Annotated in this window: 26 protein-coding genes; 14 read left to right on the top strand and 12 right to left on the bottom strand. The window is 71.3% G+C overall.

Annotated features, from left to right (window positions below):
- The first annotated feature begins 26 nt into the window (after positions 1-26).
- Positions 27-1,172, top strand: a complete 1,146-nt coding sequence (locus ACFXKG_RS18855; protein WP_384839829.1) for an anion permease — start codon at positions 27-29, stop codon at positions 1,170-1,172.
- Between the two features lie 11 nt (positions 1,173-1,183).
- Positions 1,184-1,435 carry a hypothetical protein gene (locus tag ACFXKG_RS18850; RefSeq protein WP_384839827.1) on the top strand — a complete coding sequence of 84 codons (252 nt, stop codon included), beginning with the start codon at positions 1,184-1,186 and terminating at the stop codon, positions 1,433-1,435.
- A 26-nt stretch (positions 1,436-1,461) separates the two neighbouring features.
- Here ACFXKG_RS18850 and ACFXKG_RS18845 read toward each other — a convergent pair whose 3' ends face one another.
- Positions 1,462-3,375, bottom strand: coding sequence for a glycoside hydrolase family 5 protein (locus tag ACFXKG_RS18845; RefSeq protein ID WP_384839824.1), 1,914 nt, complete (start codon positions 3,373-3,375; stop codon positions 1,462-1,464).
- 341 nt (positions 3,376-3,716) lie between these two features.
- On the opposite strand from ACFXKG_RS18845, the gene ACFXKG_RS18840 reads away from it, so the two are divergent.
- Positions 3,717-4,052: a transposase gene (locus ACFXKG_RS18840; protein ID WP_384839821.1), complete on the top strand. Its 336-nt coding sequence runs from the start codon at positions 3,717-3,719 to the stop codon at positions 4,050-4,052.
- A gap of 119 nt (positions 4,053-4,171) precedes the next feature.
- Positions 4,172-4,495 carry a hypothetical protein gene (locus tag ACFXKG_RS18835; RefSeq protein ID WP_095749789.1) on the top strand — a complete coding sequence of 108 codons (324 nt, stop codon included), beginning with the start codon at positions 4,172-4,174 and terminating at the stop codon, positions 4,493-4,495.
- Positions 4,496-4,569: 74 nt separating this feature from the next.
- Here ACFXKG_RS18835 and ACFXKG_RS18830 read toward each other — a convergent pair whose 3' ends face one another.
- Both ACFXKG_RS18830 and ACFXKG_RS18825 read right to left on the bottom strand, forming a co-directional pair.
- On the bottom strand, positions 4,570-5,325 hold the full coding sequence (locus ACFXKG_RS18830) for a class I SAM-dependent methyltransferase (protein ID WP_384839818.1): 756 nt from the start codon (positions 5,323-5,325) through the stop codon (positions 4,570-4,572).
- A 40-nt stretch (positions 5,326-5,365) separates the two neighbouring features.
- A complete protein-coding gene (locus tag ACFXKG_RS18825) occupies positions 5,366-5,500 on the bottom strand; it encodes a hypothetical protein (protein WP_384839815.1) in 135 nt (44 codons plus the stop codon).
- Between the two features lie 264 nt (positions 5,501-5,764).
- Here ACFXKG_RS18825 and ACFXKG_RS18820 point away from each other — a divergent pair, with 264 nt between their 5' ends.
- The 4 genes from ACFXKG_RS18820 to ACFXKG_RS18805 all read left to right on the top strand — a co-directional run bounded on the left by ACFXKG_RS18820 (position 5,765) and on the right by ACFXKG_RS18805 (position 8,943).
- Positions 5,765-6,067: an ArsR/SmtB family transcription factor gene (locus tag ACFXKG_RS18820; RefSeq protein ID WP_384839812.1), complete on the top strand. Its 303-nt coding sequence runs from the start codon at positions 5,765-5,767 to the stop codon at positions 6,065-6,067.
- Positions 6,064-6,456 carry a VOC family protein gene (locus tag ACFXKG_RS18815; RefSeq protein ID WP_384839809.1) on the top strand — a complete coding sequence of 131 codons (393 nt, stop codon included), beginning with the start codon at positions 6,064-6,066 and terminating at the stop codon, positions 6,454-6,456. The genes ACFXKG_RS18820 and ACFXKG_RS18815 overlap by 4 nt, the downstream gene beginning before the upstream one ends.
- 213 nt (positions 6,457-6,669) lie before the next feature.
- Positions 6,670-7,806: a PQQ-dependent sugar dehydrogenase gene (locus ACFXKG_RS18810; RefSeq protein WP_384839807.1), complete on the top strand. Its 1,137-nt coding sequence runs from the start codon at positions 6,670-6,672 to the stop codon at positions 7,804-7,806.
- A gap of 237 nt (positions 7,807-8,043) precedes the next feature.
- Positions 8,044-8,943: a UTP--glucose-1-phosphate uridylyltransferase gene (locus tag ACFXKG_RS18805; protein ID WP_384839804.1), complete on the top strand. Its 900-nt coding sequence runs from the start codon at positions 8,044-8,046 to the stop codon at positions 8,941-8,943.
- 90 nt (positions 8,944-9,033) lie between these two features.
- Here the strand turns inward: ACFXKG_RS18805 and ACFXKG_RS18800 are convergent, their stop codons facing one another.
- The 6 genes from ACFXKG_RS18800 to ACFXKG_RS18775 all read right to left on the bottom strand — a co-directional run bounded on the left by ACFXKG_RS18800 (position 9,034) and on the right by ACFXKG_RS18775 (position 14,117).
- Positions 9,034-9,744: an HAD family hydrolase gene (locus ACFXKG_RS18800; RefSeq protein ID WP_384839802.1), complete on the bottom strand. Its 711-nt coding sequence runs from the start codon at positions 9,742-9,744 to the stop codon at positions 9,034-9,036.
- Positions 9,745-9,763: 19 nt separating this feature from the next.
- Positions 9,764-10,489 carry a phosphatase PAP2 family protein gene (locus ACFXKG_RS18795; protein ID WP_384839799.1) on the bottom strand — a complete coding sequence of 242 codons (726 nt, stop codon included), beginning with the start codon at positions 10,487-10,489 and terminating at the stop codon, positions 9,764-9,766.
- Between the two features lie 68 nt (positions 10,490-10,557).
- Positions 10,558-11,493, bottom strand: coding sequence for a M56 family metallopeptidase (locus ACFXKG_RS18790; protein WP_384839796.1), 936 nt, complete (start codon positions 11,491-11,493; stop codon positions 10,558-10,560).
- Between the two features lie 127 nt (positions 11,494-11,620).
- Positions 11,621-12,196 carry a DUF5134 domain-containing protein gene (locus ACFXKG_RS18785; RefSeq protein WP_384839793.1) on the bottom strand — a complete coding sequence of 192 codons (576 nt, stop codon included), beginning with the start codon at positions 12,194-12,196 and terminating at the stop codon, positions 11,621-11,623.
- A gap of 188 nt (positions 12,197-12,384) precedes the next feature.
- Positions 12,385-13,464 (bottom strand): Gfo/Idh/MocA family protein, encoded by a 1,080-nt coding sequence (locus ACFXKG_RS18780; RefSeq protein ID WP_384839790.1) that lies wholly within the window; start codon positions 13,462-13,464, stop codon positions 12,385-12,387.
- Positions 13,449-14,117 carry a ThuA domain-containing protein gene (locus ACFXKG_RS18775; protein WP_384839787.1) on the bottom strand — a complete coding sequence of 223 codons (669 nt, stop codon included), beginning with the start codon at positions 14,115-14,117 and terminating at the stop codon, positions 13,449-13,451. Before ACFXKG_RS18775 ends, ACFXKG_RS18780 begins: the two co-directional genes overlap by 16 nt.
- A 200-nt stretch (positions 14,118-14,317) precedes the next feature.
- On the opposite strand from ACFXKG_RS18775, the gene ACFXKG_RS18770 reads away from it, so the two are divergent.
- Positions 14,318-14,866, top strand: a complete 549-nt coding sequence (locus ACFXKG_RS18770; protein ID WP_384839784.1) for a GNAT family N-acetyltransferase — start codon at positions 14,318-14,320, stop codon at positions 14,864-14,866.
- A 69-nt stretch (positions 14,867-14,935) separates the two neighbouring features.
- Here the strand turns inward: ACFXKG_RS18770 and ACFXKG_RS18765 are convergent, their stop codons facing one another.
- Positions 14,936-15,619 carry a glycerophosphodiester phosphodiesterase gene (locus ACFXKG_RS18765; RefSeq protein ID WP_384839781.1) on the bottom strand — a complete coding sequence of 228 codons (684 nt, stop codon included), beginning with the start codon at positions 15,617-15,619 and terminating at the stop codon, positions 14,936-14,938.
- 324 nt (positions 15,620-15,943) lie between these two features.
- Here ACFXKG_RS18765 and ACFXKG_RS18760 point away from each other — a divergent pair, with 324 nt between their 5' ends.
- From ACFXKG_RS18760 to ACFXKG_RS18750, 3 genes are read left to right on the top strand one after another with little or no spacing between them, the layout of a single operon-like run.
- Complete coding sequence (locus ACFXKG_RS18760) at positions 15,944-17,383, top strand: DUF6421 family protein (RefSeq protein WP_384839778.1); 1,440 nt, start codon at positions 15,944-15,946, stop codon at positions 17,381-17,383.
- A gap of 23 nt (positions 17,384-17,406) precedes the next feature.
- Positions 17,407-18,228, top strand: a complete 822-nt coding sequence (locus ACFXKG_RS18755) for an SDR family oxidoreductase (protein WP_384839775.1) — start codon at positions 17,407-17,409, stop codon at positions 18,226-18,228.
- Positions 18,225-19,295, top strand: a complete 1,071-nt coding sequence (locus tag ACFXKG_RS18750) for a threonine aldolase family protein (protein ID WP_384839875.1) — start codon at positions 18,225-18,227, stop codon at positions 19,293-19,295. The genes ACFXKG_RS18755 and ACFXKG_RS18750 overlap by 4 nt, the downstream gene beginning before the upstream one ends.
- 73 nt (positions 19,296-19,368) lie before the next feature.
- On the opposite strand, the gene ACFXKG_RS18745 is transcribed toward ACFXKG_RS18750, so the two are convergent.
- Together ACFXKG_RS18745 and ACFXKG_RS18740 are read right to left on the bottom strand one after the other, a co-directional pair.
- Complete coding sequence (locus tag ACFXKG_RS18745) at positions 19,369-20,817, bottom strand: hypothetical protein (protein ID WP_384839772.1); 1,449 nt, start codon at positions 20,815-20,817, stop codon at positions 19,369-19,371.
- Between the two features lie 108 nt (positions 20,818-20,925).
- Entirely contained in the window at positions 20,926-21,654 is a 729-nt protein-coding gene (locus tag ACFXKG_RS18740; RefSeq protein ID WP_384839769.1) for a lysophospholipid acyltransferase family protein, read from the bottom strand.
- A gap of 443 nt (positions 21,655-22,097) precedes the next feature.
- On the opposite strand from ACFXKG_RS18740, the gene ACFXKG_RS18735 reads away from it, so the two are divergent.
- Both ACFXKG_RS18735 and ACFXKG_RS18730 read left to right on the top strand, forming a co-directional pair.
- Positions 22,098-22,397 carry a TlpA family protein disulfide reductase gene (locus tag ACFXKG_RS18735; RefSeq protein WP_384839872.1) on the top strand — a complete coding sequence of 100 codons (300 nt, stop codon included), beginning with the start codon at positions 22,098-22,100 and terminating at the stop codon, positions 22,395-22,397.
- A 195-nt stretch (positions 22,398-22,592) separates the two neighbouring features.
- Positions 22,593-23,123, top strand: a complete 531-nt coding sequence (locus ACFXKG_RS18730; RefSeq protein WP_384839766.1) for a flavin reductase family protein — start codon at positions 22,593-22,595, stop codon at positions 23,121-23,123.
- Positions 23,124-23,140: the final 17 nt, after the last annotated feature.

Raw genomic sequence — 23,140 nt, 5'->3', positions numbered from 1 at the left:
CGACCCGCTGCGGTTGTATCCATCGAATGGACCACATTACGTTCCTTGTCGCCGTAGTGATCCTCACCGCTCTGGCGTTCGACTTCACCAACGGCTTCCATGACACGGCGAACGCGATGGCGACCTCGGTCGCTACGGGGGCGCTGCGCCCCAGGTACGCCGTTCTGGTCAGTGGCGTGCTCAATCTCGCGGGTGCATTTCTGTCGACCGAGGTGGCCCGGACGATTTCCGGCGGCATCGTCAGCGACGCTGTGGTCACGCCCGGCATGGTGTTCGCCGGGCTGGTCGGTGCGATTCTGTGGAATCTGGCGACCTGGCTGCTGGGGCTGCCGTCCAGTTCCTCGCATGCTCTCTTCGGCGGGCTGATCGGTGCCGTGTGGGTGGGGGTCGGAGAGGCGGGGATCCATTTCGACGTGGTGATCGACAAGATCATCCTTCCGGCACTCGTCTCTCCGCTGGTGGCGGGGGTCGCGGCGCTGCTGTCCACATGGTTCGCCTACCGGGTGACCGCCCGGGGCCGGGAAACCTCGGTCGACCGCGGTTTCCGGCTCGGTCAGGTCGGCTCCGCCTCGCTGGTGTCCCTGGCCCACGGCACCAATGACGCTCAGAAGACCATGGGCGTCATCACGCTCACCCTGATCTCCGTCGGCGCGCTCGCCCCCGGCTCGGGGCCGCCGCTCTGGGTCATCGGGTCCGCCGGTCTGACGATCGCCCTCGGTACCTGTCTCGGCGGGTGGAGGATCATCAGGACCATGGGCAGGGGCCTCACCGACATCAGGGCCCCGCAGGGCTTCACCGCGGAATCGTCCTCCGCGACGGTGATTCTGACCTCGGCTCACCTGGGCTTCGCCCTGTCCACCACGCAGGTCTGCTCCGGTGCGATCCTCGGCGCGGGGCTGGGCCGCAGACTCGCCAAAGTGCGGTGGGGGATCGTCGCGCGCATCGCCATCGCCTGGTGTGTCACGCTGCCCGCCGCCGCGGCCGTCGGCGCGCTCGCCGCGCTCCTGGTCGTCCACGGCGGCACGGCGGGTACCGTCCTGGTCGCCCTGGTCGCGGTCGCCGCGGCGGCGTTCATCGTGGCGGTTTCCCGTCGGCACCCGGTCACCTCGCGCAATGTGAACGACGCGCACACGGTGGATCTGCGCTCGGACACCGTCCGAGCGAAAGTCTGAGAGGGCGGACCATGGCTCTGAACTGGAGCAGTCTGGGCGAAGTGGCCCTCGTCGGTGTCGGCACCACGGTCGGGCTCGTGACGGTGTTCTCGCTGGGTGTCCGCGCACTCGCGCCACCGGAGGCCCCTCTCGGGGACACGCCCGCCGACAGCGGCTCGCGCAGGCCGGCCCCGCTGATGAAGGCGGTCGCGGTCCTGTGTTTCACGGCCTGCGTGGCCGCTGTCGCGTACGGCCTGTACCTGATGGTTCCAGCACTCCACTGAACGAGGTGCACGACGGCGGTCGGCCGTCAGGTCAGCCCGCGGCAGAGCAGCGCGGCGGGCCCGGCCGAGCTGCCGATGCGGGCGGTGAAGGCGATCCCGGCGGCGTACTCGCCGTCGGCGCACTGGCCTTTGTAGTCACGGTTGGCGAAGTCACCGCCGGCGGCGTCGGCGGGCCGGTTGTCGGACCGGTCGAACCACACCGTCCGCCCGGTGTCTCCGAGGGAGGAGCGAGCCGGGGCGCAGAGGGCCGCCGCCGTACGGCCGCCGCGGTGCGCGTAGCCGATCAGGAACTGGCCGGCCGGACACTGCAGCTTGGTGTAGCCCGAGGCCCAGTCGCCGCCCTGCGGGACGTGGCGCTCGTCGGTGACGACCGTGTGGGAACCGTCCGCCGCGCGCAGGCCGCCCGCGGTGACGTCGGTGCACAGCCCCCGGCCGGAGGTGTGACCGAGGCCGATCAGCCGCAGTCCGTCGGGGCAGACGGCCTTGGAGGCTCCCGGCGCCCAGTCTCCGGTGGCCCGGGTCCGCAGTGACTGGACATGGTCGCCGTGGTCGGTGGTGAGCAGCCGCCACACGGGGACCGCGTCGACGGGCCCGGTGACCGACGGGGCGGACATGAGACGGTCCCAGCCGGCGCCGCGCCAGTCGGCCTGGTCGAGCAGACCGGACCGGCGTCCGTCCGGGGCGTAGCGGAGCAGGGACCAGTCGTCGTGTCCCTCCCAGCCGACCAGGGGCCAGTAGGCGAAGTTCGCGTCGTGGTCGGCGAAGTAGTCGGTGATGTTGCCGAACCAGGCGCGGGCGGCCGCCCCCGACTCGTTGGCACCGCTGCCGAACTCGCTGATCCACACGGGGGCGGTGAAGTGCTTTCCGCCGTCCTCGGCGACGAAGAAGGCCTCGTCCTGGAGCGTCCGGTACAGCTCCTCGCGGGTGAGGTCCTGGTATCGGGGGTCGTGGGTCTCCCCGATGCCGGTGGCGCCGCTGTGGCGGGAACCGGTGTAGCCGTAGAAGTGGGCCGAGTAGACCAGCTTGTCGGAGGCCACCAGGGTGTGGGACAGCGTCCGTACGGGGGTGAGCTGGGGGCGGCCGTGCGGCAGTCCGTCGACGGGCAGGCCGGTCCAGTTGATCCCCTCGACGACGATCAGGAGGTCGGGGTTGGCCTCGGTGAGGATGCGGTCCGCGGCGAGCTGGGAGGCGGCGTACCAGTCGTGGTCGTCGCCCAGGCCCCAGTTGGGGTCGTCCAGTACGTCCCGGCGTACCTCGTTGTAGAGGTCGGCGCCCACCACCCGCGGGTCGTGGGCGTAGCGGCGGGCCATGAACACCCAGTCGTCCGCCCACCGCTGGGCCGACTGGCTGCTGTTCCAGCGCTCGTTGCCGTCGAGGCCGCAGCACCAACGGGAGGTGTTGGTGTGGTTGTTGAGGACGACCGCGAAGTCCGCTCCGGTCAGCGCGGCCACGACGCTGTCGAAGACCTGCAGCGGTGTCCTGCCGCGGAGCTGCGGGTTGGCCGCCACGGCGGCGTCCGGCACCGGCGCCGTGCTGTGGATCATCTCGTTGGAGAACGACAGCCGGATGCTGTTGATGCCGAGTTCGTGGAAATCGGCCATCAGGCGGGGCAGAGTGACCCGGTCCAGGCCGAGCGGGATGCCGTGGGAGTTCTGCCCGGCGTGGTGGTTGGCGGAGTCACCGGTGCTGCCGCTGCCGGTCCACGACCCTTGCGCGCCGTCCCAGTTGGCCGACTTCAGCCGGAAGCGGGACCCGTTGGCATCGACGATGTACCGCCCGCGGGTCGACAGTGGCGGCTGCCAGGCGGCGTCCGCGGCGACGGGGCGTGTGGTGGGGGTCGAGGGGGCCGGGGCGGCGGTGGCGGTACCCGGTAGCGCGGTCAGCAGGAGCACGGCCGATGCCGTGCATGTCAGGTACTTGACAAATCTGAAAGTCGGCATTCGGCCCTCCATGGGTGAGCGTCGGCGCGAGGCCGCGCCCCGTGCGGCGGCTGGAATCGGCCTTCGGCGGATGTTACCCGTGGGTCGGTGAACGGACAGCTTCCATTTTCGGCCTTGTGCCGGTCGGACTCCTCCGGGCTCCACGACGATCTCGCCGCCGGAGCCGGGATTTCAGGGCCGGCCGCCCGGCGAGCGATCCACGCCGCCGCCCAGGCCCCCACGTTCGCCGGGTCCATCCGCACGCACCGGCAGGCCCGGGACATCCTGGGCAACCCGGCCGTGACCGTCTACGACAACCCGCACTCGTTCTTGATGTGCGTCTACAACCGCGACCGCGCCCTGTGTCACCGCTCGACGAGCTGTGCGAACGCAGTCCTGCCCTGGCCACGACCACCCAGTACGCCCGCCGCCTGGCCTCGATGGTGCGCGAACGCCGCAGCGAGCACCTGGCACTCGACGTCTGGCCCGCCGATGTCCGCCTCGACGGACAACGAGAACTCCGCACCCTGGCCGCCGGCATACGGCGCGACCGAGCAGCCGTACTCGCCGCCCTGACCACCACCTTCACCTCGGGAGCGGTCGAGGGCAACGTCACCAGGATCAAACTGCTGAAGAGACAGATGTACGGCCGGGCCAACTTCGACCTCCTGCGACGCCGAATCCTCCTGTCACCTTGATCAAACAACCACCACCCCCAAAACAGCGACCGAGCCCAAGATGTGCCAGAACCGAATTCTGACGTCACCATCGGGGTTGCGGTGTCAAGCTGGATGTGCTCAGTAAAGGAGCACCTCCGATGCCGCCCGGCCAGTCGAAGGTCGAGTTGTACGCCGCGCTGCGGCGCGACTCCCGCGATGGCATGTCGAACCGGGCGTTGCAGTGCAAGTACGGCGTCACCTGGAGCACGGTCAACAAGGCCCTGACCTCGGCTTGGCCGCAGCCACGCACGACAACCGCTTCGGCGCGGCCGTCGAAGCTGGATCCGTTCACGCTGCTGATCGACGAGATCCTGCTCATTGATCTGGACGCGACCAGGAAACAGCGCCACACCGTCACCCCGGATCTACCGCCATCTGATCGACGAGCACTCCTCGTCCGAGGCGTTGCGTTGACCACTTGAACCTGCGCCGATGAGAGGGCGCAAGCGTCCTGCGAGCAACCGCGCGGTCCGGCCAGGGACTGAGAGTCCGGTGTTTATACCTTGCTCGCGACCACCATGTAGTTCTCGGCCTCAAGATCGAACGTGCTCAGTTCCGTTTGGAGTCCGACCCGGTGCAGCTCGACTTCGAGCTCCTCGTACCGGTAGGGCCAGCAGGACAGCAGTTCCGAGTGGACAAGAACCAACCCGGTCGCATCAACTTGCGCGATCGCAATCTCGATGTGGTGCTCCTCCTCCCAATGCGGCGCAATCTCCCAGCGGTAGACCACGACGGCATCGCGACCGTTCCGGCGGACGAGTCGGTCACTGATCTCCAGCCGGGAACCTCTGGCCCTCACGAGTTCCCAAGTGCGGGATGTGAGTACCAAGCGCCCGCCGGGGCGCAGAAGCCGTGACATCGACTCCAAAGCAGCACCCCTGCCTGTCGCGCCCGCGGCATGGTGAAGCGAGTTGCCAACGCAGAACACCATGTCGAACGTGTTGTCCTGGAAATGGTCGGGCAATTCTTCCCAGTTCGCCCGTACGGCCCGGACGGATGCCCCGAACTTCTCAGACAACTCTGCAGTCCGACGAACCATCGCCTCGCTGGCGTCAGTTGCGACAACCTGCATGCCACGACCGGCGAGGCCAACCGCCAACTGTCCGGTTCCGCACGAACAGTCGAGGACGTGAGCGTTCGACGGCAGGAGATTGAGGACGTCGTCGAACGACGCAGCGAACTCGGCTGGAGGCAACTTTGCATCCGAGATAAGCCATTCGTACACCTCCGCAAGCACGTCATAGCCTGTCACAACCACTGCCTCCGTCACGCGGCAGACTCACGGTAGGACGTCAGTCCATCAGCGGAGCAAGCCGGGCACCAATGGTTTTCGCGGAGACGATGCGTTCGGCCTCCTCGGTGTCCTCGTTGAGGATGGCGTACAGGGCTGCGGTCTCCGAGAAGGAGGTGACGGCGGGTCCAAGCATGGGGCTCTCCGAAGTTGTTGTGTGGGTCAGTACGGGGCAATTGAGGGTGCCGCGCTCACAGCGTGAGCGATCGGGGTTGATGCCGGTCAACGTCAGTTCTTGCTCAACGCACTGAACTTGACAGAGAAGTGCTCCGTGCCTATTTCGCCGAGGCGTTCTCGCCTGCGTGATCCTCGGTGGTCCTCCGTGATCCTTTTCGGCCGGGCCGCAAGCGGCTCTCGTGGCGACTTGATAGGCAAGTGAATGTTTGCCTATTGTGTGGTCGTGGCCGACGACCTGTTCAAAGCCCTGGCCGACGCCACCCGCCGCACCATCCTCGACGAGCTCGTGGAGAAATCCGGACAGACCCTGTTCGAGATCTGCTCGCGGCTGAGCATGAAGCATCAGCTCGGCCTCTCGCGCCAGGCGGTCTCCCAGCACCTCGCCGTGCTGGAGGCCGCCGGGCTGGTCGAGACCAGGCGGGAAGGCCGCTACAAATTCCACGACCTGAACACGGCCCCGCTGCGGCGGATAGCCGAGCGATGGCCCGTACCCGACCCGTCCGGACCGGAGGAGAACACCCCATGAAGATCCATCTGACCAGCGTCTTCGTCGAGGACCAGGCCAAGGCCCTGCGCTTCTACACCGAGATCCTCGGCTTCGTGAAGAAGCACGACGTCCCGGTGGGCGGGCAGGACCGGTGGCTGACCGTCGTCTCGCCCGACGAGCCCGGCGGCACCCAGCTCCTCCTGGAGCCCGCCGGCCACCCGGCCGTCAGGACCTACCGCGACGCGCTCGTCGGCGACGGTATCCCGCTCGCCCAGTTCGCCGTCGACGACGTGCGGGCGGAGTACGAACGCCTGAGTGGCCTCGGCGTCCGCTTCACCCAGGAGCCCCTGGAGATGGGCCCCGTCACCACCGCCGTCTTCGACGACACGTGCGGCAACCTGATCCAGATCGCGTCACAGCCCGGGTAGCCGACCGGCCGCGCGGGGGCCCGCGAGGGGGCAACGGAGGCGCAGGGATGGCGCATTGGTCTACGCCAGGCGCTCCTGTCCCTGTACGCTCATGCGTAGCCAGTGGCACACAATCCCCCCACCCAGGTTGCGTGCTGGCGCGGGCGACAACCCCATACGACTCTGCCCTCAGCAGCCGGGTTACCCCCATTCGCCGCCTCCAGGAGGGTCACGGTGAAAGTTCGCACCAGAAGCTCGGCGATCATCGGCACCATCTGTCTCGTCGCTTCCCTCGCGCTGACCACGGCGTCCGCCGACGAGCCCAGGGCCCCACGCGGGGCCGCGGAGGTCACGCTCAAGGAAGTCGCCACCGCCCAGAACCCCATCGCCGGTGCCGCCGGGCCCGGTGACACGGTCTGGATAGCCGAACGCCCGGGCACCGTACGGGTGCTGGACGACCAGGGGCTCGGCGAGCCCGTTCTCGACATATCCGACGAGACCACCACCGACGGCGAACGCGGCCTGCTGGGCATCGCGTTCGACAACGAACTGGCGCACTTCTACATCTCGTTCACGGACCGCGAAGGCACCAGCACCGTGGACGAGTTCGCCGTACGGGACGGCGAGATCCAGCCGGACACCCGGCGCACCGTCCTCACCCAGACGCAGCCGTACGCCAACCACAACGGCGGCGACATCAGGTTCGGCCCCGACGGCTACCTCTACATCGCGCTCGGCGACGGCGGCTCGGGCGGCGATCCGCACGGCAACGGGCAGAACCTCGACACCCTGCTCGGCAAGATGCTGCGGATCGACCCCGGCGGCGGCGACCCGTACGCGATTCCGCCGGACAACCCGTTCGTCGGCGACCCGGAGGCGAGGGGCGAGATCTGGGCGTACGGGCTGCGCAACCCGTGGCGATTCTCCTTCGACGCGGGCACGGGCGACCTGCTGATCGGCGACGTCGGCCAGAGCGCCTGGGAGGAGATCGACTGGGCCCCGGCGGACAGCGAGGGCGGCGAGAACTACGGCTGGTCCGGGATGGAGGGCAACCACCCCTTCCGGGGCGGCACGGAGCCCGCGAACCACGTACCACCGGTCCACGAGTACGACCGGAGCGGGCTGGGCTGCTCGGTGACCGGCGGATACGTCTACCGGGGCGAGGCGATCCCGGACCTCAAGGGGCAGTACCTGTTCAGCGACTACTGCGACGGCACCGTCCGTGCCCTGCGGATGGACAACGGCAAGGTGACCGGCGAGAGCGACCTCGGGGTCAGCGGCGGCCAGGTCATCTCCTTCGTGCAGGACGGCGACGGCGAGCTGTACGTGCTCGACATCGCCGGCAGCGTCTCCCGCCTCGACCCGGCGTGACCGTGACCGGAGTCTCGACCTGCTGAAAAGCGCACACCACGGGGCTTCCGAAGGCGTTGCCCGGCGGCGACGCCGTGCGGAGCCCCGTGGATGCGGGCGAGGTCACATGGATCTCCCCGGGCCGTTTCCCCGGCGTGTCACCACGAGCCAGTAGCATTCGGTGCGTGCCGAGGCGCGGGCGTGTCGGCCAGGACATGGCTTTCCGGCCGGGCCGTCCCTTTCCGACCAGGAGAGCCGATGACCACTTCGATGATCCGCAGGGCCGTGATCCCCGCCGCCGGGCTGGGCTCGCGACTGCTGCCGCTGACCAAGGCGACGCCGAAGGAGATGCTGCCGGTCGGCGACAAACCGGTGATCGAACACACCGTGCGTGAGCTGGTGGCGTCCGGGATCACCGACATCACCATCGTGGTCTCGGGCGGCAAGTCCCTGATCCAGGACCACTTCCGGCCCAACCCCGCCCTGGTGGAGCAGTTGCGCGCCGACGGCAAGACCGCCTACGCCGACGCGGTGGAGGAGGTCGCCGAGCTGGCCAGGCAGGGCCACATCACGTACCTGGACCAGCAGGGCCCCTACGGCAACGGCACCCCGGTGCTCAACGCCGCCCGGCACTTCGGTGACGAACCGATGCTGGTCCTGTGGCCCGACGACGTCTTCGTCGCCGAAGTACCCAGGGCGCAGCAGCTGATCCGCGCGTACGAGGCGACCCACTGCCCGGTGCTGGCCCTGATGCCCATGGCCCCGGAGGACGCCGGCCGTTACGGTGTCCCCGTCGTCAAGGAGGACCTGGACCAAGGGCTGTTGCGGATCACCGGACTGGTCGAGAAGCCGAAGCCCGCCGACGCGCCGTCGGCGTTCGCGGCCATCGGCGGCTACGTCATCACCCCCGGCATCATCGACGAACTGCGCGAGCAGACCGAGCGCTGGTACACACACCGCACCGGCGAGGTCTATCTGACCGACGCGGTCAACGCCTACGCGGCGACCCGCGCCGTCTACGGCCAGGTCATCCAGGGCCGTTGGTACGACACCGGCAACCCCGCGGACTACCTCGTGGCCCAGTTCGCCTCGGCGCTCGCCCATCCCGAGTACGGCCCCCTGCTGCGGCAGCTCGCCCGGGACCTCGACGACCGGTGAACCCCCGCCCCGCCCCACGCCGGTGCCGTGCGCGGGGGCGGCGTCGTGCGGGCGGCGCCCCCGCCCGCGGCGGGACTCCGGCGACAGACCCTAAGGAAGCGGGTCGGCGCCCGCGAGAGTGATGACCGGGCGCAGACCCGCGGGGCGCTCCTCCACCGGGAGGTGGTCCACGAAGTGGACAGAGCAGCCCAGTTCGGCCGCGCCGCCGTCCGCGTCACGGTCGTCGCCGACCATCAGGACATCGTGCGGGTCCTGGCCCAGCTCCTCGCAGGCGGTCCTGAAGAGGCGTGGATCGGGCTTCTGGATGCCGTGTTCGTAACTGAGCACATACGCGTCCACATACGCGTCAAGGCCGTGGGCGCGGAAGACGGGGCGCAGGTCCCAGCCGATGTTGCTCACGACCGCGATGCCGATACCGGCGCGCCGCAGCGCGGACAGGACCTCGGCCGCGTCCGCGTAGGGGCGCCAGGCGTCCGGTGTCATGTGGCGGTCGTACAACGCGTCGTACAGGTCGGGGCGGGGCAGTTCCACCTGCCGGGCGACCCCGGTGTACGCGGCGCGGTGCCGCTCGGCGCTCTTGTCACGGGTCGCCCACAGCTCGGCCAGATCCGGCGGAACCTCCTGCGGGGAGGATCCGCCGGGCAGCGCACCCGCCACGGCCAGCCGCATCGCGTACCGCCGCACCTCGATGGGGGATACGGCGACACCCGCCTCGTCGAGCACGGCGCGCAGCCATGAACTCGCGGATTCGATACGGAAGAGGGTTCCGGAGAAGTCGAAGAGCACACCCTTGTAGGTCATGTACCCGATCCTTCCCGCGTCACGGCTCTCTGGACAAGGTCACGCGCCTGAACAGCGCGATCGAGAACGAGACCAGCGCGCCACCGAGCAGCCAGCCGCCCAGAACGTCCGAACTCCAGTGCACGCCCAGCCACAATCGGGTGATCCCCACTCCGGCGGCCGACACCGCCGCGACCGCCACGGCCGCCCACCAGAGGCGCCGGCCCACGCCACGGCGCCACATCAGCCACAGCAGCAGTCCGCACGCCACCGTGGCCGCCATGGCATGTCCCGAGGGAAACGCGGCGAAGTGCGCCGAGTCGACCGGGTCGGGCCACTGCGGACGCTCCCGTCCCACGGCCCACTTCAGCCCCTGCGAGACGCCGGCGCCCAGCGCGCTCGCCGCCGCCACCCACGCGGCGAGCAGCCGTTCGCCGCGCAGCCACACCACCACCACGGCCACCGCCGTCAGCAGCCGCATCGTCCAGGGATCCCAGGCCCAGTCGGTGAGCAGCCGGTTGACCCAGGTGATCCCCGGCTCGGCCACCGCCCGGCGGTGCAGCCCCTCGGCGACCGCCGAGTCGAACGCGATCAGCGGTCCCCACCGCGTGGCGACCAGCACGGTCAGCACCCCCGCGGCGCCGGCCAGCAGCACGGCCGTACGGCCCGCTCCGGTCCAACGGGTGCCGCCCGGACGTGGTGACGGCGGGGGAGCGGGAGAGGGCGGGTCCGGGGCCTGGGCTGCGGGGATCGGCTGGGAGCGCATGGGGTGATCCTCGCCGACGGAGCGCCGGTCGGGCTACCCGCAGTCCTGCCCGCCGTCCCGCCCGCCGGTCAGCCGAGCGCGCGCAGCGCCGGTCCGAAGGCGATCAGGAGGGGGACCACCGGCACCAGCGCGGCGGCCGCCGTCAGGCGCAGCCGGCGTCCCGCGGTCAGCCGCGGGACCGGCGTCAGCAGCCGGTTGACGCGCTGCGGCACCTGCGCGTCCGGAGCGGTACCCGGGCCGAACACCCCCCGGTCCTCGTTGAGTTCGACGAGTGCCAGCGCGATCGTCAGCCGTCCGAAGCGCCGCGAGGCGACATCGTCCGCGGCCAACTCGACCAGCCGGTGCATCTCGTCGCGGAACGCGGCGAAGACCGGGATCTGCGGGAAGCCGTTCGCGAGCGCCCCCGAGCAGTGCAGCAGCCAGTCGTGACGCGCACGCGCGTGGCCCTGCTCATGGGCGAGCACCGCGTCGAGCTGACGGCCTTTCAGGCGGCGCAACGCGGCCGTGGTGATAACCAGTTGGGGCGCGGCGCCCGGCAGCCACCAGGCACCCGGCCGCTCGCCCTCCAGGACGACGAGCGGTTCACCGCCCGGCTCCTCGCCCGGCAGCACCGGAGCCCGTACGAGCAGTTCCTTGCGGCGCTGCCGGCGCCTGCGCCGGGCCCGATGGATCTCGCGGGTGAGCATCGCCACCGTCCACAGGCCGCCGCTCGCCAGCAGGACGGCGAGCCCCGCGGACCACGACCGGTTCGGCCCGAAGGCGTACGCCTCCACCACGCCGCGCGGCGCGGGCGCGAAGACATGGCCCCGTACGGCCAGCCAGGCGGCGGCCGCGCTGAAGACCATGGAGAGCGCGAAGCTCAGCAGGACGGCCGCCACGACGCACTGCCAGACCCACAGCGCCACCACGGGCTCACGCTCGGGCCATTCGGCGCGGGACAGAATCCGCGGCGCGAGGAGTGCGGCCAGTGCACCGAGCAGCAGCAGCGCCAAGGAGACCATCATGGCGCCCAGAGTATGAGGGCCGCGCGGTGCGAGGGTATGACCTTGACCGGCAAGTGACCCACGACACGTTTGGCGGCGGCGCGGGTGATCTCGGTAAAGGGCGTGAACCGGCCGCAACCGACCGGAATCAGAGCGTGGGCAGCATCGTCAGCATCGCGATCCCCATGGAGAGCCGGCAGGCCGGCACCAACTCCGTCCGGTCGGCCCAGGAGACCGGCCCGGAACCCCCGTTCACCGGACCGGCCGTGGGCGCTGGCACGGGCGCGGGCAGCGGCAGCAGCCGGGCGCCCGCCCACAGCACATAACCGGCGTAGTAGAGCAGCAGCGCGCCGGTGACCAGCGGTGTCCCCGCGGCGTGCGCGGTGTGCGTGCCACCCGCCACGGCGGCCATGGAGCCCGCCATGTAGACCATCGCGAGCAGGCCCAGCAGATGGTGCGCCCGGTGCGCCGAGCCGCGGTCCGTGCCGAGCACGCGCAGCGCCGCCGCGCCGAAGACCGCCGCGTACCCCAGCCAGACCCAGCGCGGCGGTGTCACCACCGTGGCGGGCAGGGCCATCGCCGCCATCCCGAACCCCATCAGCGCCTCGCCGCCCGCCGAAGTGTGCCGGGCCGTGCCGCCGGCCCGCAGTCGGCGCAGACAGAGCCCGCCCGCCGTCGCGCAGAGCGCGACGAGCAGCCAGCCGGCCGCCGCAGATCCGTGCACCGGGCACCTCCCCCGCTCCGTCCCCGCTCCGTCGCTCCGGCGGAGTGATGCCCCCGGCGACGGGTGCGCAGACACGCGCAGAGGGGCACAGGGGCGCGCGGGAGACCGCGGAGGTGCGGAGCCGGTCCGCCGGGGCGCATCCCTCCGCGCCCCGGCGGTCGTTTCCCTTCGTTCCGGTCCTCGTACGGTTACGCCTCCACCGGCTCCGGGCGGGAGCAACTGCTCGCCACCCGCAGCGCCTTGTCCTCCCGCGCCGAGTCGAGGAGCGTCAGCATGATGTCCAGGACGTGCCGCGCCAGCTCGGCGGAGGCCCGGTGCGGGCGGTCCTCGGCGAGGGCCCGCGCCAGATCCGCGAGCCCCGTGCCCCGCCCGGCGCCCGCGTACCCCGCCGAGACCGGCAAGGTCTCCCACTCCCCGGTGCTCCCGTGGAGCTCCACGGGCCCGTCGAAGCCGTTCGGGTCCGGTACGGAGAGGGAGCCGCCGGTGCCGTGCACCTCGATGCGCGGCAGCCGCGCGGCCTGGATGTCGAAGCTCATCAGAAGGGTGGTGAGGGCGCCGCCGGCGTGCTGGAGCACCCCGCTGACATGGGTGTCCACCTCGACGCCGAACCGCTCGCCGGCCCGTGGCCCGCCGCCGATCTCCCGCTCGGCGCGGGGCCGGGAGGCCGCGCCGGTCACCTTCACGACCGGGCCGAGGAGATGGACGAGCGCGGAGAGGTAGTACGGGCCCATGTCGAGCAGCGGCCCGCCGCCGGGCCGGTAGTAGAACTCCGGCGCCGGGTGCCAGCGTTCGTGTCCCGCCGTGGTCATGAAGGCCGTCGCCGCCACCGGAGTGCCGATCAGTCCGTCGTCGACCGCCTTGCGCGCCGTCTGGACCCCCGTGCCCAGCACGGTGTCCGGCGCGCACCCGAGACGCCGGCCGCCCGCGCCCGCGGCGGCGAGCAGCGCGTCCGCCTCCTCCCGGGTGGTGGTGAACGGTTTCTCCCCGTAGACGTGCTTGCCCGCGGCGAGCGCCGTCAGGGCGACGTCCGCGTGGGCCGCAGGGATCGTCAGGTTGAGCACCGCGTCGACATCGGCCCTGGCCACCAGCTCGGCGACCGAGCCCGCGACCGCCGTCCCCGGCACCCGGGCCGCCACGGCCGCGGCGCGGCCGGGATCGAGATCGGTGACGGCGGTGAGCGTCACGTTCCCCAGCCGCTCCAGGGTGTCCAGATAGGCGCCGCTGATCGTGCCCGCGCCCACCATGCCGATTCTCAGCGGCTCGCCCACAGCAGTCCCCTCTCGGTGAGTGTCCGTACCTCGGGCACGTCGAAGTCGTCCGGCTTGTGGCCGACGGCCGAGACGAAGACCCGCCCCGCGCCCCAGTTCCTGGTCCACACGGCAGGCATGGTGACCGGCCGCGAACGGTCCTCGTCCGCCGCGAACCCGACCGTGGCGAGCACGTCGATCAGCGGATCGGTGGCCAGCCAGTACTTCTCCGTACGGACCCGGAAGGCGCCGAGGCCCGCCGTCACCGGATGGCCGGCGTGCTCCGCGACCGGAGTGATCTCGTGGTCCGAGAAGCCCTCCGGGTGCATGAGGAACTGGCCACCGGTCAGCAGCTGGTAGCCGAGGTCCCCGCGGAAGGAGTCGACGATCCCGCCGTGCCAGCCGGCCAGCCCGGTCCCGGCGCGTACGGCGGCGACGAGTCCCGCGCTCTGTTCCGCGGTGATCTCGCCCATGGTCCAGCACTGGACCACCAGATCGGTGGCGGCGAGCAGTTCGGGATCGGCGTAGACGTCCAGAGTGCCGGAGATCGTCAGCTCGTAGCCGCGGGCGCGCAGGAAGGGCAGGAACAACTCCGTGATCTCCACGGGGCGGTGTCCCTCCCAGCCGCCCCGGACGACCAGTGCCCGTCGGACGGCGGATGTCTCGCGTGTCACAGTCGTTGCACACTCCCATCGGTGTCACGGACCCGTCGGTGCCGGGGCGGGAGCCGTACCTACAGCTGTACCGAGTCGCCCGTACCGCCCCCCCCTCGCACCCCGTCGTGCCCATCCGTACCCGCGTTAGGCTGCTGCTGCCCCATCAGCAGCCCACCAGCTCGTCGGCTCCCGGGCCGGCCGCAAGGAGACCGCGCATCATGGACACCGTCCCGAGCCCTGTCGGCGCACTCACCTACCGCGACGCCACGGCCGCCGACGCCGACGCCCTGGTCGCGCTCATCGAGTCGGCCTACCGCGGCGACAGCAGCCGTACGGGCTGGACGACGGAGGCGGACCTCCTGGAGGGGCAGCGGATCGACCGGGAGGGCGTGCTCGCGGTGGTCGAGGCGCCGCGCAGCCGGCTGCTGGCCGTCGAGCGGGACGGCGGGCTGATCGCCTGCTGCCAGCTGGAGAACCGCGGGCACGCCGCCTATTTCGGCATGTTCGCCGTGGCGCCGGGGGCGCAGGGCGGCGGACTCGGCCGGCGGATCATCGCGGAGGCGGAGCGCAGGGCACGCGCCGACTGGGCGGTCGGTGAGATGCACATGACCGTGATCGCGCAGCGCGAGGACCTGATCGCCTGGTACGAGCGGCGCGGCTACCGCCGTACGGGAAAGCGGTTCCCCTTCCCGTACGGCGACGAGCGCTTCGGCATCCCGCAGCGGGACGACCTGGAGTTCGAGCTGCTGGTCAAGCCCCTGACCTGACCTCAGGAGCGACCCGGGCCCGGGCGCTCCGTACGCGTACGGAGCGCTCAGGCGGTGAATACGGCGCGCTCAGGCGGTGAAACGGCCGGTGCGCCGGATCTCCGGGCGGTCGGTGGTCACGGCGTTCAGCTCGAAGGCGCGCGCGAGCCGGAGCTGCTCCTGCGTGTTCACCACCCAGCCGATCACGCCGAGACCCCGCTCGTGCGCGTGTTCCACGACCTCCAGGGTGAGTCTGCGCAGGTTCAGGGCGAGCGAGGCGGCGCCCACAGCCGTCGCCCGGTCCACCACGTCCGCGCCCCAGCGGCTGGCGATCAGCACCGTCCGTACCCCCGGCACCAGCGCGGCGATCTCGGCGACCGCCTCGTCGTGGAACGAGGACACCTCGACGCGCTCCACGAGGTCGCGTTCGCGCATCACCCGGGCCAGCGCGCGGGCCGCCGCCACATCCTTGATCTCGGCCTGGAGCGGCGACCGTACGGCGTCCAGGACCTCCTCGAAGACCGGGACGCGCTCGCCGTCGCCCGCGTCCAGCTCCCGCAGCTCGGCGAGCGTCCGTTCGGCGATCGCGCCCGTTCCGTCGGTCGTACGGTCCACTTCCGTGTCGTGCATGACGACGAGGGCGCCGTCCTTGCTCAGGTGCAGATCCAGCTCGATGGCGTCCATACCGGCACGCTCCGCGTGCGTGAAGGAGCGCAGGGTGTTCTCCGGTTCGACACCCATCACTCCACGATGACCGATGATCTGGAAAGTCAAGACAGTCTCGCTTTCGTCGACAGCGGCTCCCGCGCGCAGCCTAGAGGCGATTGCCTTCCGTGGCGCCCCCCGCCGTCCCTTGCTGTCCCCGTGCCGGGTCCTCCGCCGTCCCCGTGCCGGGTGCCCGCGCCGTTGCCCCGCCGTCCCCGTGCCGGGGGAGGTTCCCGGCGCTACGCTGAATCGAGGCGTCAAACCGTGGATGCGCAGGAAAATTAGCGGTGACCATGGGGGGTCGGCAGGATGATTTTTTGATCTCCGCTTGTATCGGAGATCGAGACACCTATACGGTGGTTTGACGCCAAGATCTCCTGTGGAGGAAGTGACATGACGGAAATTCTTGTGCAGGACACCTCCAGGCCCGGCGCGAACGGTGTCGACCGAGTGATCGGACACCCGGCGTGGCCCCGGCTCAAGAGTGCCGTCGAGGAGATCCGCCCCTGGCAGTCCGCGGACGGCTCGATCGACTTCGACGCCGAGGGAGCCCCGGCGCGCGAGGTCGCCGAGGCGGCACTCGACCGGGTGACCGACGCGGTCGAGCAGCTCTCCCCGCTCCTTCCGCACGATGCCGCGTACCATGCCGCGCTCGTCGCCGACCTGCGTAAATGGGCCGACAGCGGTTTCGCGGTCCCGGACTTCCTGGACTCGCTGCTCGCCTTCCGGCCCTCCGCCGACCGGACGGACGGCCGCCAGCACCTCGCTGTCTTCCCCATGTACACGCAGAACGGCAACCCGGACCGTAACCTCGAAGCGGTCGTGCTGCGCATGGTCTGGCCCGAGTGGCTCGCCGAGCTGGAGCGCACGCGGTACGACAATCCGCTCTTCTGTGGCATCACCTTCGAGGACTTCACCCCCGGGTACGACACCAACTCCGCGGTCTTCTTCCCCGAGACCATCGCCGTGCGCGAGGCCCCCGAGCGGTTCACGTGGGGCGGCATCTTCTGCGACCGCGAGGCCGCCCGCTTCCGCCGGGTCATCGACGCGGCCGTGACCACCCTCGGGGTCGACCTGCCCGAGGACATCCGCGCGCTCGTCGCCGACCAGGGCCGCTGCCAGCAGGCCTTCGTGCTCTGGGACATGGTCCACGACCGCACCCACAGCCACGGCGACCTGCCCTTCGACCCCTTCATGATCAAGCAGCGCCAGCCGTTCTGGATGTACGGCCTGGAGGAGCTGCGCTGCGACCTCACCGCCTTCCGGGAGGCCGTACGGCTGGAGGCGGACGGCTTCCCGCAGGGCCGCGATGTCCAGTACGCCGTGCTCTTCGACCGGATGTTCCGCTTCCCCGTCACCGGCGCGCGGGAACGCAACTACGACGGTCTGGGCGGCCAGCTCCTCTTCGCCTATCTGCACCAGCACGACGTGGTGCGCTGGACGGACAACACCCTGCGCATCGACTGGGAGCGGGCGCCCCAGGTCACCAACCAGCTCTGCGCGGAGATCGAGGAGCTCTACCGGGCGGGGATCGACCGGCCGAAGCTGGTCCACTGGTTCGCGGCGTACGACCTGGTCTCCACGTACCTCGCGCCCCACCCCGGATCCCGCTGGGCCAAGGGCCCCGACGCGCTGGACCTCTCGCAGCCGCCCCGGAAGCTCGTGGACGACGTGCTTCCCGACGAGTTTCCGCTCAGCATGTTCTACGAGGCGCTCGCCAAGAAGCTCAAGCACGTGATCGCCCAGACGAAGGGGATCACCGCGGAATCCGCCGGAACGGCGGGATCCGACGGGTCCGCGGGATCCGCGGCGACGGACCGGACGGCCGCGTGAGCGCGCCGGGGCAGGAGACGGGCATGGCGGTGCGTCCGGGAGCGAGCGCGGAAACGGGGCCGGACGTGGCGCCGGACCCGGACCCCGGTGTGCCGTCGGCCCCGGGCGGCGCCCTCGACGGCGCCGTCGTCGCCGTGGCGGGCGCGGGCGGACCCGCCGGGCGCGCGGCGCTGCTGCGGCTCGCCGAGGCCGGGGCGACCGTCGTGGCCGCGGACGCGGACCCGGAGCGGCTCGCCGAAGCGGTGGACGCCGCCCGGTACGCGCACGGCGGGGCCACCGTCACCGGCGACACCGTCGATCTCTTCGACCTGGCCGCCACCCGCGCCTGGGCGGCCAGGACCGAGAAGGAGTTCGGCCGGATCGACGGTCTGGTCCACCTCGTCGGCGGCTGGCGCGGCAGCGCCACCTTCGCCGGGACCGACCCGGCCGACTGGGAGCTGCTGGAGAAGCTGCTCGTCCGCACCGTCCAGCACACCTCCCTCGCGTTCCACGACGGGCTCCTGCGCAGCGACCGGGGCCGGTATCTGCTGATCAGCGCCGCGGGCGCCACGAAGCCCACCGCGGGCAACGCCGCGTACGCCGCCGCCAAGGCAGCGGCGGAGGCATGGACGCTCGCCCTCGGCGACGCCTTCCGCAAGGCGGGGGGCGAGGACGGGCCCCGGGCCGCGGCTGCCATCCTGGTGATCAAGGCACTGGTGCACGACACGATGCGCGCCGAGCGGCCGAACGCGAAGTTCGCGGGCTTCACCGACGTCACGGAACTGGCCGAGGCCATCGCCGGGGTCTGGGACAGGCCCGCCCGGGAAGTGAATGGAAACCGCCTGTGGCTGACTCCAGGACCATGAGGTCCCGTACGACGGACGCGCGCCGCCACCACGACCCCGAGGTGCGCGGCTTCGCCAGCGACAACTACGCGGGCGCCCACCCCGAGATCCTCGCCGCGCTCGCCGTCGCCAACGGCGGCCACCAGGTCGCGTACGGCGAGGACGAGTACACCGGTCATCTCCAGCGGGTCATGCACAGCCACTTCGGCCCGACGGCGGAGGCGTTCCCCGTCTTCAACGGCACCGGCGCCAACGTCGTCGCGCTCCAGGCGCTCACCGACCGCTGGGGCGCCGTGATCTGCGCCGAGTCCGCGCACATCAACGTGGACGAGGGCGGCGCGCCCGAGCGCGTCGCCGGGCTCAAGCTGCTCACCGTACCGACGCCCGACGGCAAGCTCACGCCCGAGCTGATCGACCGGCAGGCGTACGGCTGGGACGACGAGCACCGCGCCATGCCGCAGGCCGTGTCGATCACCCAGAACACCGAACTGGGCACGGTGTACACGCCCGACGAGATCCGCGCCCTGTGCGCGCACGCCCACGCGCTCGGCATGAAGGTCCATCTCGACGGCGCCCGGATAGCCAACGCCGCCGCGTCGCTGGACGTTCCGATGCGGACCTTCACCAACACGGCCGGCGTGGACGTCCTCTCGTACGGAGGCACGAAGAACGGCATGCTCTTCGGCGAGGCCGTCGTCGTGATCAACCCGGACGCCGTACGGGCCATGAAGCACCTGCGGAAGCTCTCGATGCAGCTCCCGTCCAAGATGCGCTTCGTGTCGGTGCAGTTGGAGGCGCTGCTCGCGGGGGACCTGTGGCTGCGCAACGCCCGGCACGGCAACGCCATGGCCCAGCGGCTCGCGGCCGGGGTCCGTGCCGTCGACGGGGTGGAGATCCTGCACCCGGTCCAGGCCAACGCCGTCTTCGCCCGGCTGCCGGGCGCCGTGAGCGTCCGCCTCCAGGAGCGGTTCCGCTTCTACTTCTGGGACGAGAAGGCCGGGGACGTCCGCTGGATGTGCTCCTTCGACACCACCGAGGACGACGTAGACGCCTTCGTGCAGGCGCTCAAGGAGGAGATGACCGCCTGAGCGGCGCGGGCTCCCCGGCGCGGCGTCGGCGGCGCGAAGGTCAGACGGCGCGAGGGTCAGGGGTCGCGAAGGGTCAGGCGTCGCTCCGGCGCAGACCCGCCACCGCCCACTTCGCCCGCGTGGACAGCCCGCCGAGCGCCTTCACCGACTCCTTGCCGATGATGTCCAGCAGCGCTCGGCCGTGCGCCATCGTGGCACGCGCGAGTTCCGCGTCGCCCGCCTCGACGGCGGCGAGCGTCAGCTCCAGATGCTGCTCCGTGATCAGCCGGCCGAGCGCCCGGCGGTGCCACTGGAGGACTGTTCCGTCCGTCGCCGAGCCGTCGGCGCCGACCGCCGCCCTGGCCCGCTCCAGCGCCCGTCCCGCCGCCGCGAGATCGCCCTTGCGGCACTCCAGACGGGCAAGGACGTACGCCTCCGAGGCCCGGTCCCACGCCGTGTCCTGGAGCGAGAGCAGGTAGAACTGGGCGCGGGCCGCCTGCGCGTGGTCGCCGAGGCGCTCCAGCGCGCGGCTCAACTCCCGGAGCCGGGCGCCGGAGGACGGGCCCGTGTCGTCCAGCATGCGGATGAGCGAGACCCGGGCGTGCTCGACACGGCCCTGCCGGCGGGCCAGCTCGACCCAGGTGAACTCGGTCTCGGCGGACGCCTCCCGGGCACGGGCCCACGCCACCGCCCCGGGGCTGTCGGTGATCTGCCCGGAGGTGGCCGACCGCAGGAGCGGAACGTCCTCGTCCCGTCCGTACGACGCCACCAGCGCCGCGGCCAGCAGCCGTTCCTCGAACCACTCGGTCCGCGTGGCGTTCTCGTGTTCCAGCAGGAGACGCAGCAGCGGCAGATCGTCCTCCCGGCGGTCGTGCCGCGCCGCCCGCAGCACCCCGGCCCGCAGCACCGCGTCGCCGGCCGCCTCCTCCCGCGCGCCCGCGTCACCGGCGCGCAGCCGCTCCAGCAGGGCGCGTCCGGGGCCGAGCACGGTGTCACGCAGAGGGCGCCGGCAGGACTCGTCCAGCCGGTACGCGCACAACTCGGCCGAGTTGAGCAGGAGATGGTCCGGCTCGGTGCGTCCGGCGGCCGACTCCGACAGGGCGAGGAGTTCGGTCAGCGGGCGGTCCGGCAGACCCAGACCGCTGATCAACGCCGCTCGGCGCGCGTCCAGATCGGGGACGAACTCCTCCCGCGCCTTGTCGTCCGCCGCACGGACCGCGGCGACCAACTCCGCCTCGTCCATCTCCGGGGAGAGGTCCTCGCACCATTCGGGCAGCCGGACAAGGATTTCCAGCGCCTCGCCCACACTGTCGGCCAGCAGCACGGCATCTCCCTCGGAGGACGCGTACAGCACGGCCGTTCCCCCGCACAGGAAGTACGTGCCGCCGGTATCGTCCCCGGCGACCGGCTCCAGCGGGGCACCGGAGGCCAGGTGCACCGCCTCGACGTGGTACGCCCCGTCCACGTCGAAGCCGAACGGAAACGCGGCCAGTGCGGCCAGATCGGGGCGGGTGCGCAGGAGGTCCAGCACGCGGTCGGTCATCGCGCGGGACCCCGGTGCGGTCCGGCGGCGGTCGTCCTGTGCGGGCGGCCCTGCGCGCCCGCACGCTGCACGCTCACAGCAGAGACGTTTCCTCCCCGTCCGTTCCGCTCAGCGAGCCTCGGCCTCGCGCGCCTCGGCCGGGGTGGGCGCCGTACCGCCCAGGTGCGCCGGCACCCACCAGGTGTCGTTCGCGTCCTTGGGGCGTACGGGATAGGCACGCTGCGCCGCCTCCAGCAGCTCCTGCACCCGCTCGCGCAGCCGCCGGGTGATCGCGCCCGCGTACTGGTCCGCCGGCGCCTCGACCTGCTCGCCGACCCGGATCGTCACCGGGATGTGGCTGCGCCTGAAGTTGCGCGGCCTGCCCTTGGTCCACACCCGCTGGGTGCCCCACAGGGCCACCGGAATCAGCGGAACGCCCGCCTCCTGCGCCATCCGGGCGGCGCCCGACTTGAAGCTCTTCAGCGTGAAGGACTGCGAGATCGTCGCCTCGGGGAAGACCCCGACGATCTCACCGGCGCGCAGCGAGGCGAGGGCGTGGGCGTACGCGTGCTCCCCCTGCTTGCGGTCCACCGGGATGTGCTTCATGCCGCGCATCAGCGGGCCCGAGACCTTGTGCTTGAACACGGCGTCCTTGGCCATGAAGCGCACCAGCCGCTTCTGGGGGAGCGCCGCGAGTCCCGCGAAGATGAAGTCCAGATAGCTGATGTGGTTGCTCACGAGCACGGCACCGCCGGTACGCGGAATGTGCTCGGTACCCTGCGTGTCGATCTTCAGGTCCAGCGCCTTGAACATGGTGTGAGCGGCGCCGATGACCGGCCGATAGACGAGCTCTGCCATTTGGGGAGGACCCTTCTGTTCCGGGGAGGTTCTCCCGGCGGAAGTTACGCAGCCGTAGGTTTTCGGCATTGCGCCGATGTTGCCGTATCAGACGCGCTGTGGCCAGTCCTGGTGTACGCACGGAGCGAGATTCTCGTCACGTCGCCGGGAACACCCCGGGGAACACCGGCGGGACATCTCCGGGAACATCTCCGGAAACCCGGGCCACCGGGCCTGCCAGGGAGAACGCGCGGGCGCGCGGTGGCTCCGTCCCGGTCGCGGAATATTTTCCGGTCGCGCGGACGCTGCCCGGGACGGTGGCGGTGAGCAGCAGGGCGCGCCGCCGCGACGACGGGAGGCCGTACGTGCGGACGGACGACGGGACGCGGACCGACGGCGCACCGCCGGCGGACGGCCGGGCGGACAGCGGCGGCAGCGGCGGCGGTGCGCGGCGGCGAGAGGCTCTGGACGGGGTGCTACTCGGTGCCGAGTTGGGGGAGCGGGCCACGCTCGTCCAGTTCTCCACCGCGTTCTGCCAGCCCTGCCGGGCGACCCGGCGCACCCTCGCCGAGGTGGCGAGGATGGTGGACGGGGTCGCCCACGTGGAGGTGGACGCCGAGGAACGGCTCGCGCTCGTGCGGGACCTGGGCATCGTCACGACCCCGACGACGCTGGTCCTGGACGCCGGCGGACGGATCGTCCGCCGGGCCGCCGGGCAGCCCCGTACCGTGGATGTGATCGCCGCGCTGGGCGCGGCGGTGTGACCCGGGACGGTACGCGGCGCTGTGACCCACGTACTTGACTGTGCATGCCACCGATCGTCACCCTGGCGAAGTGCCCCAGGAACTCCTTCTCTTCGGGCGGGCCCATGTGGACCTGGCCCGTAACGCGAGCGCGCGCTGTCCGGCTCTCTGAGCAGCCACGGACCCGTTCGACACACCTCGTAGAAGGACCTTGCCATGACGGCGACCCCCGACCTCGGCACCCACCGGCTTGCCTCCGCCGACCTGCTCCGCTCCGTCTTCCGGCAGCACGCCGCGGGCGTCGCGGTCATCACCGCCCGCGGTGATCGCCCCGTCGGCTTCACCGCCACCTCGCTCAACTCCGTCGCCGCGGAGCCGCCGTTGGTCTCCTTCGGCATCGGCGTCTCCTCGTCCAGCTGGCCGGTCCTCGCCGAGTCCGCGTACGTCGGCGTCCACATACTCGGGGAGCACCAGGCCGAGTTGGCCGCGCGGTTCGCGCGCAGCGGCGCGGACCGCTTCGCACCGCCCACCGCGTGGCGCACCGGCCCCGAGGGCGTGCCGCTGCTCGACGGGGTGCTGGCCTGGCTGGTCTGCCGGGTCGTCGCCCGGGTCCCGGCCGCCGACCACCGGCTGGTCGTCGCCCAGGCCGTGGTCGGTGACCCCTCGGGGGCCGGCCGCCCGGAGCCGTCGGGGGCCGGCCGCCCGCTCCTCTACCACCAGGGGCGCTTCAACGCCCTGCGCGACTGAGCGGTCTCCGGCTTCCT

It is taken from the genome of Streptomyces sp. NPDC059255 (genome assembly GCF_042752355.1).
GTDB lineage: Bacteria > Actinomycetota > Actinomycetes > Streptomycetales > Streptomycetaceae > Streptomyces.
This window is presented reverse-complemented; position numbering and strand designations above follow the sequence as displayed.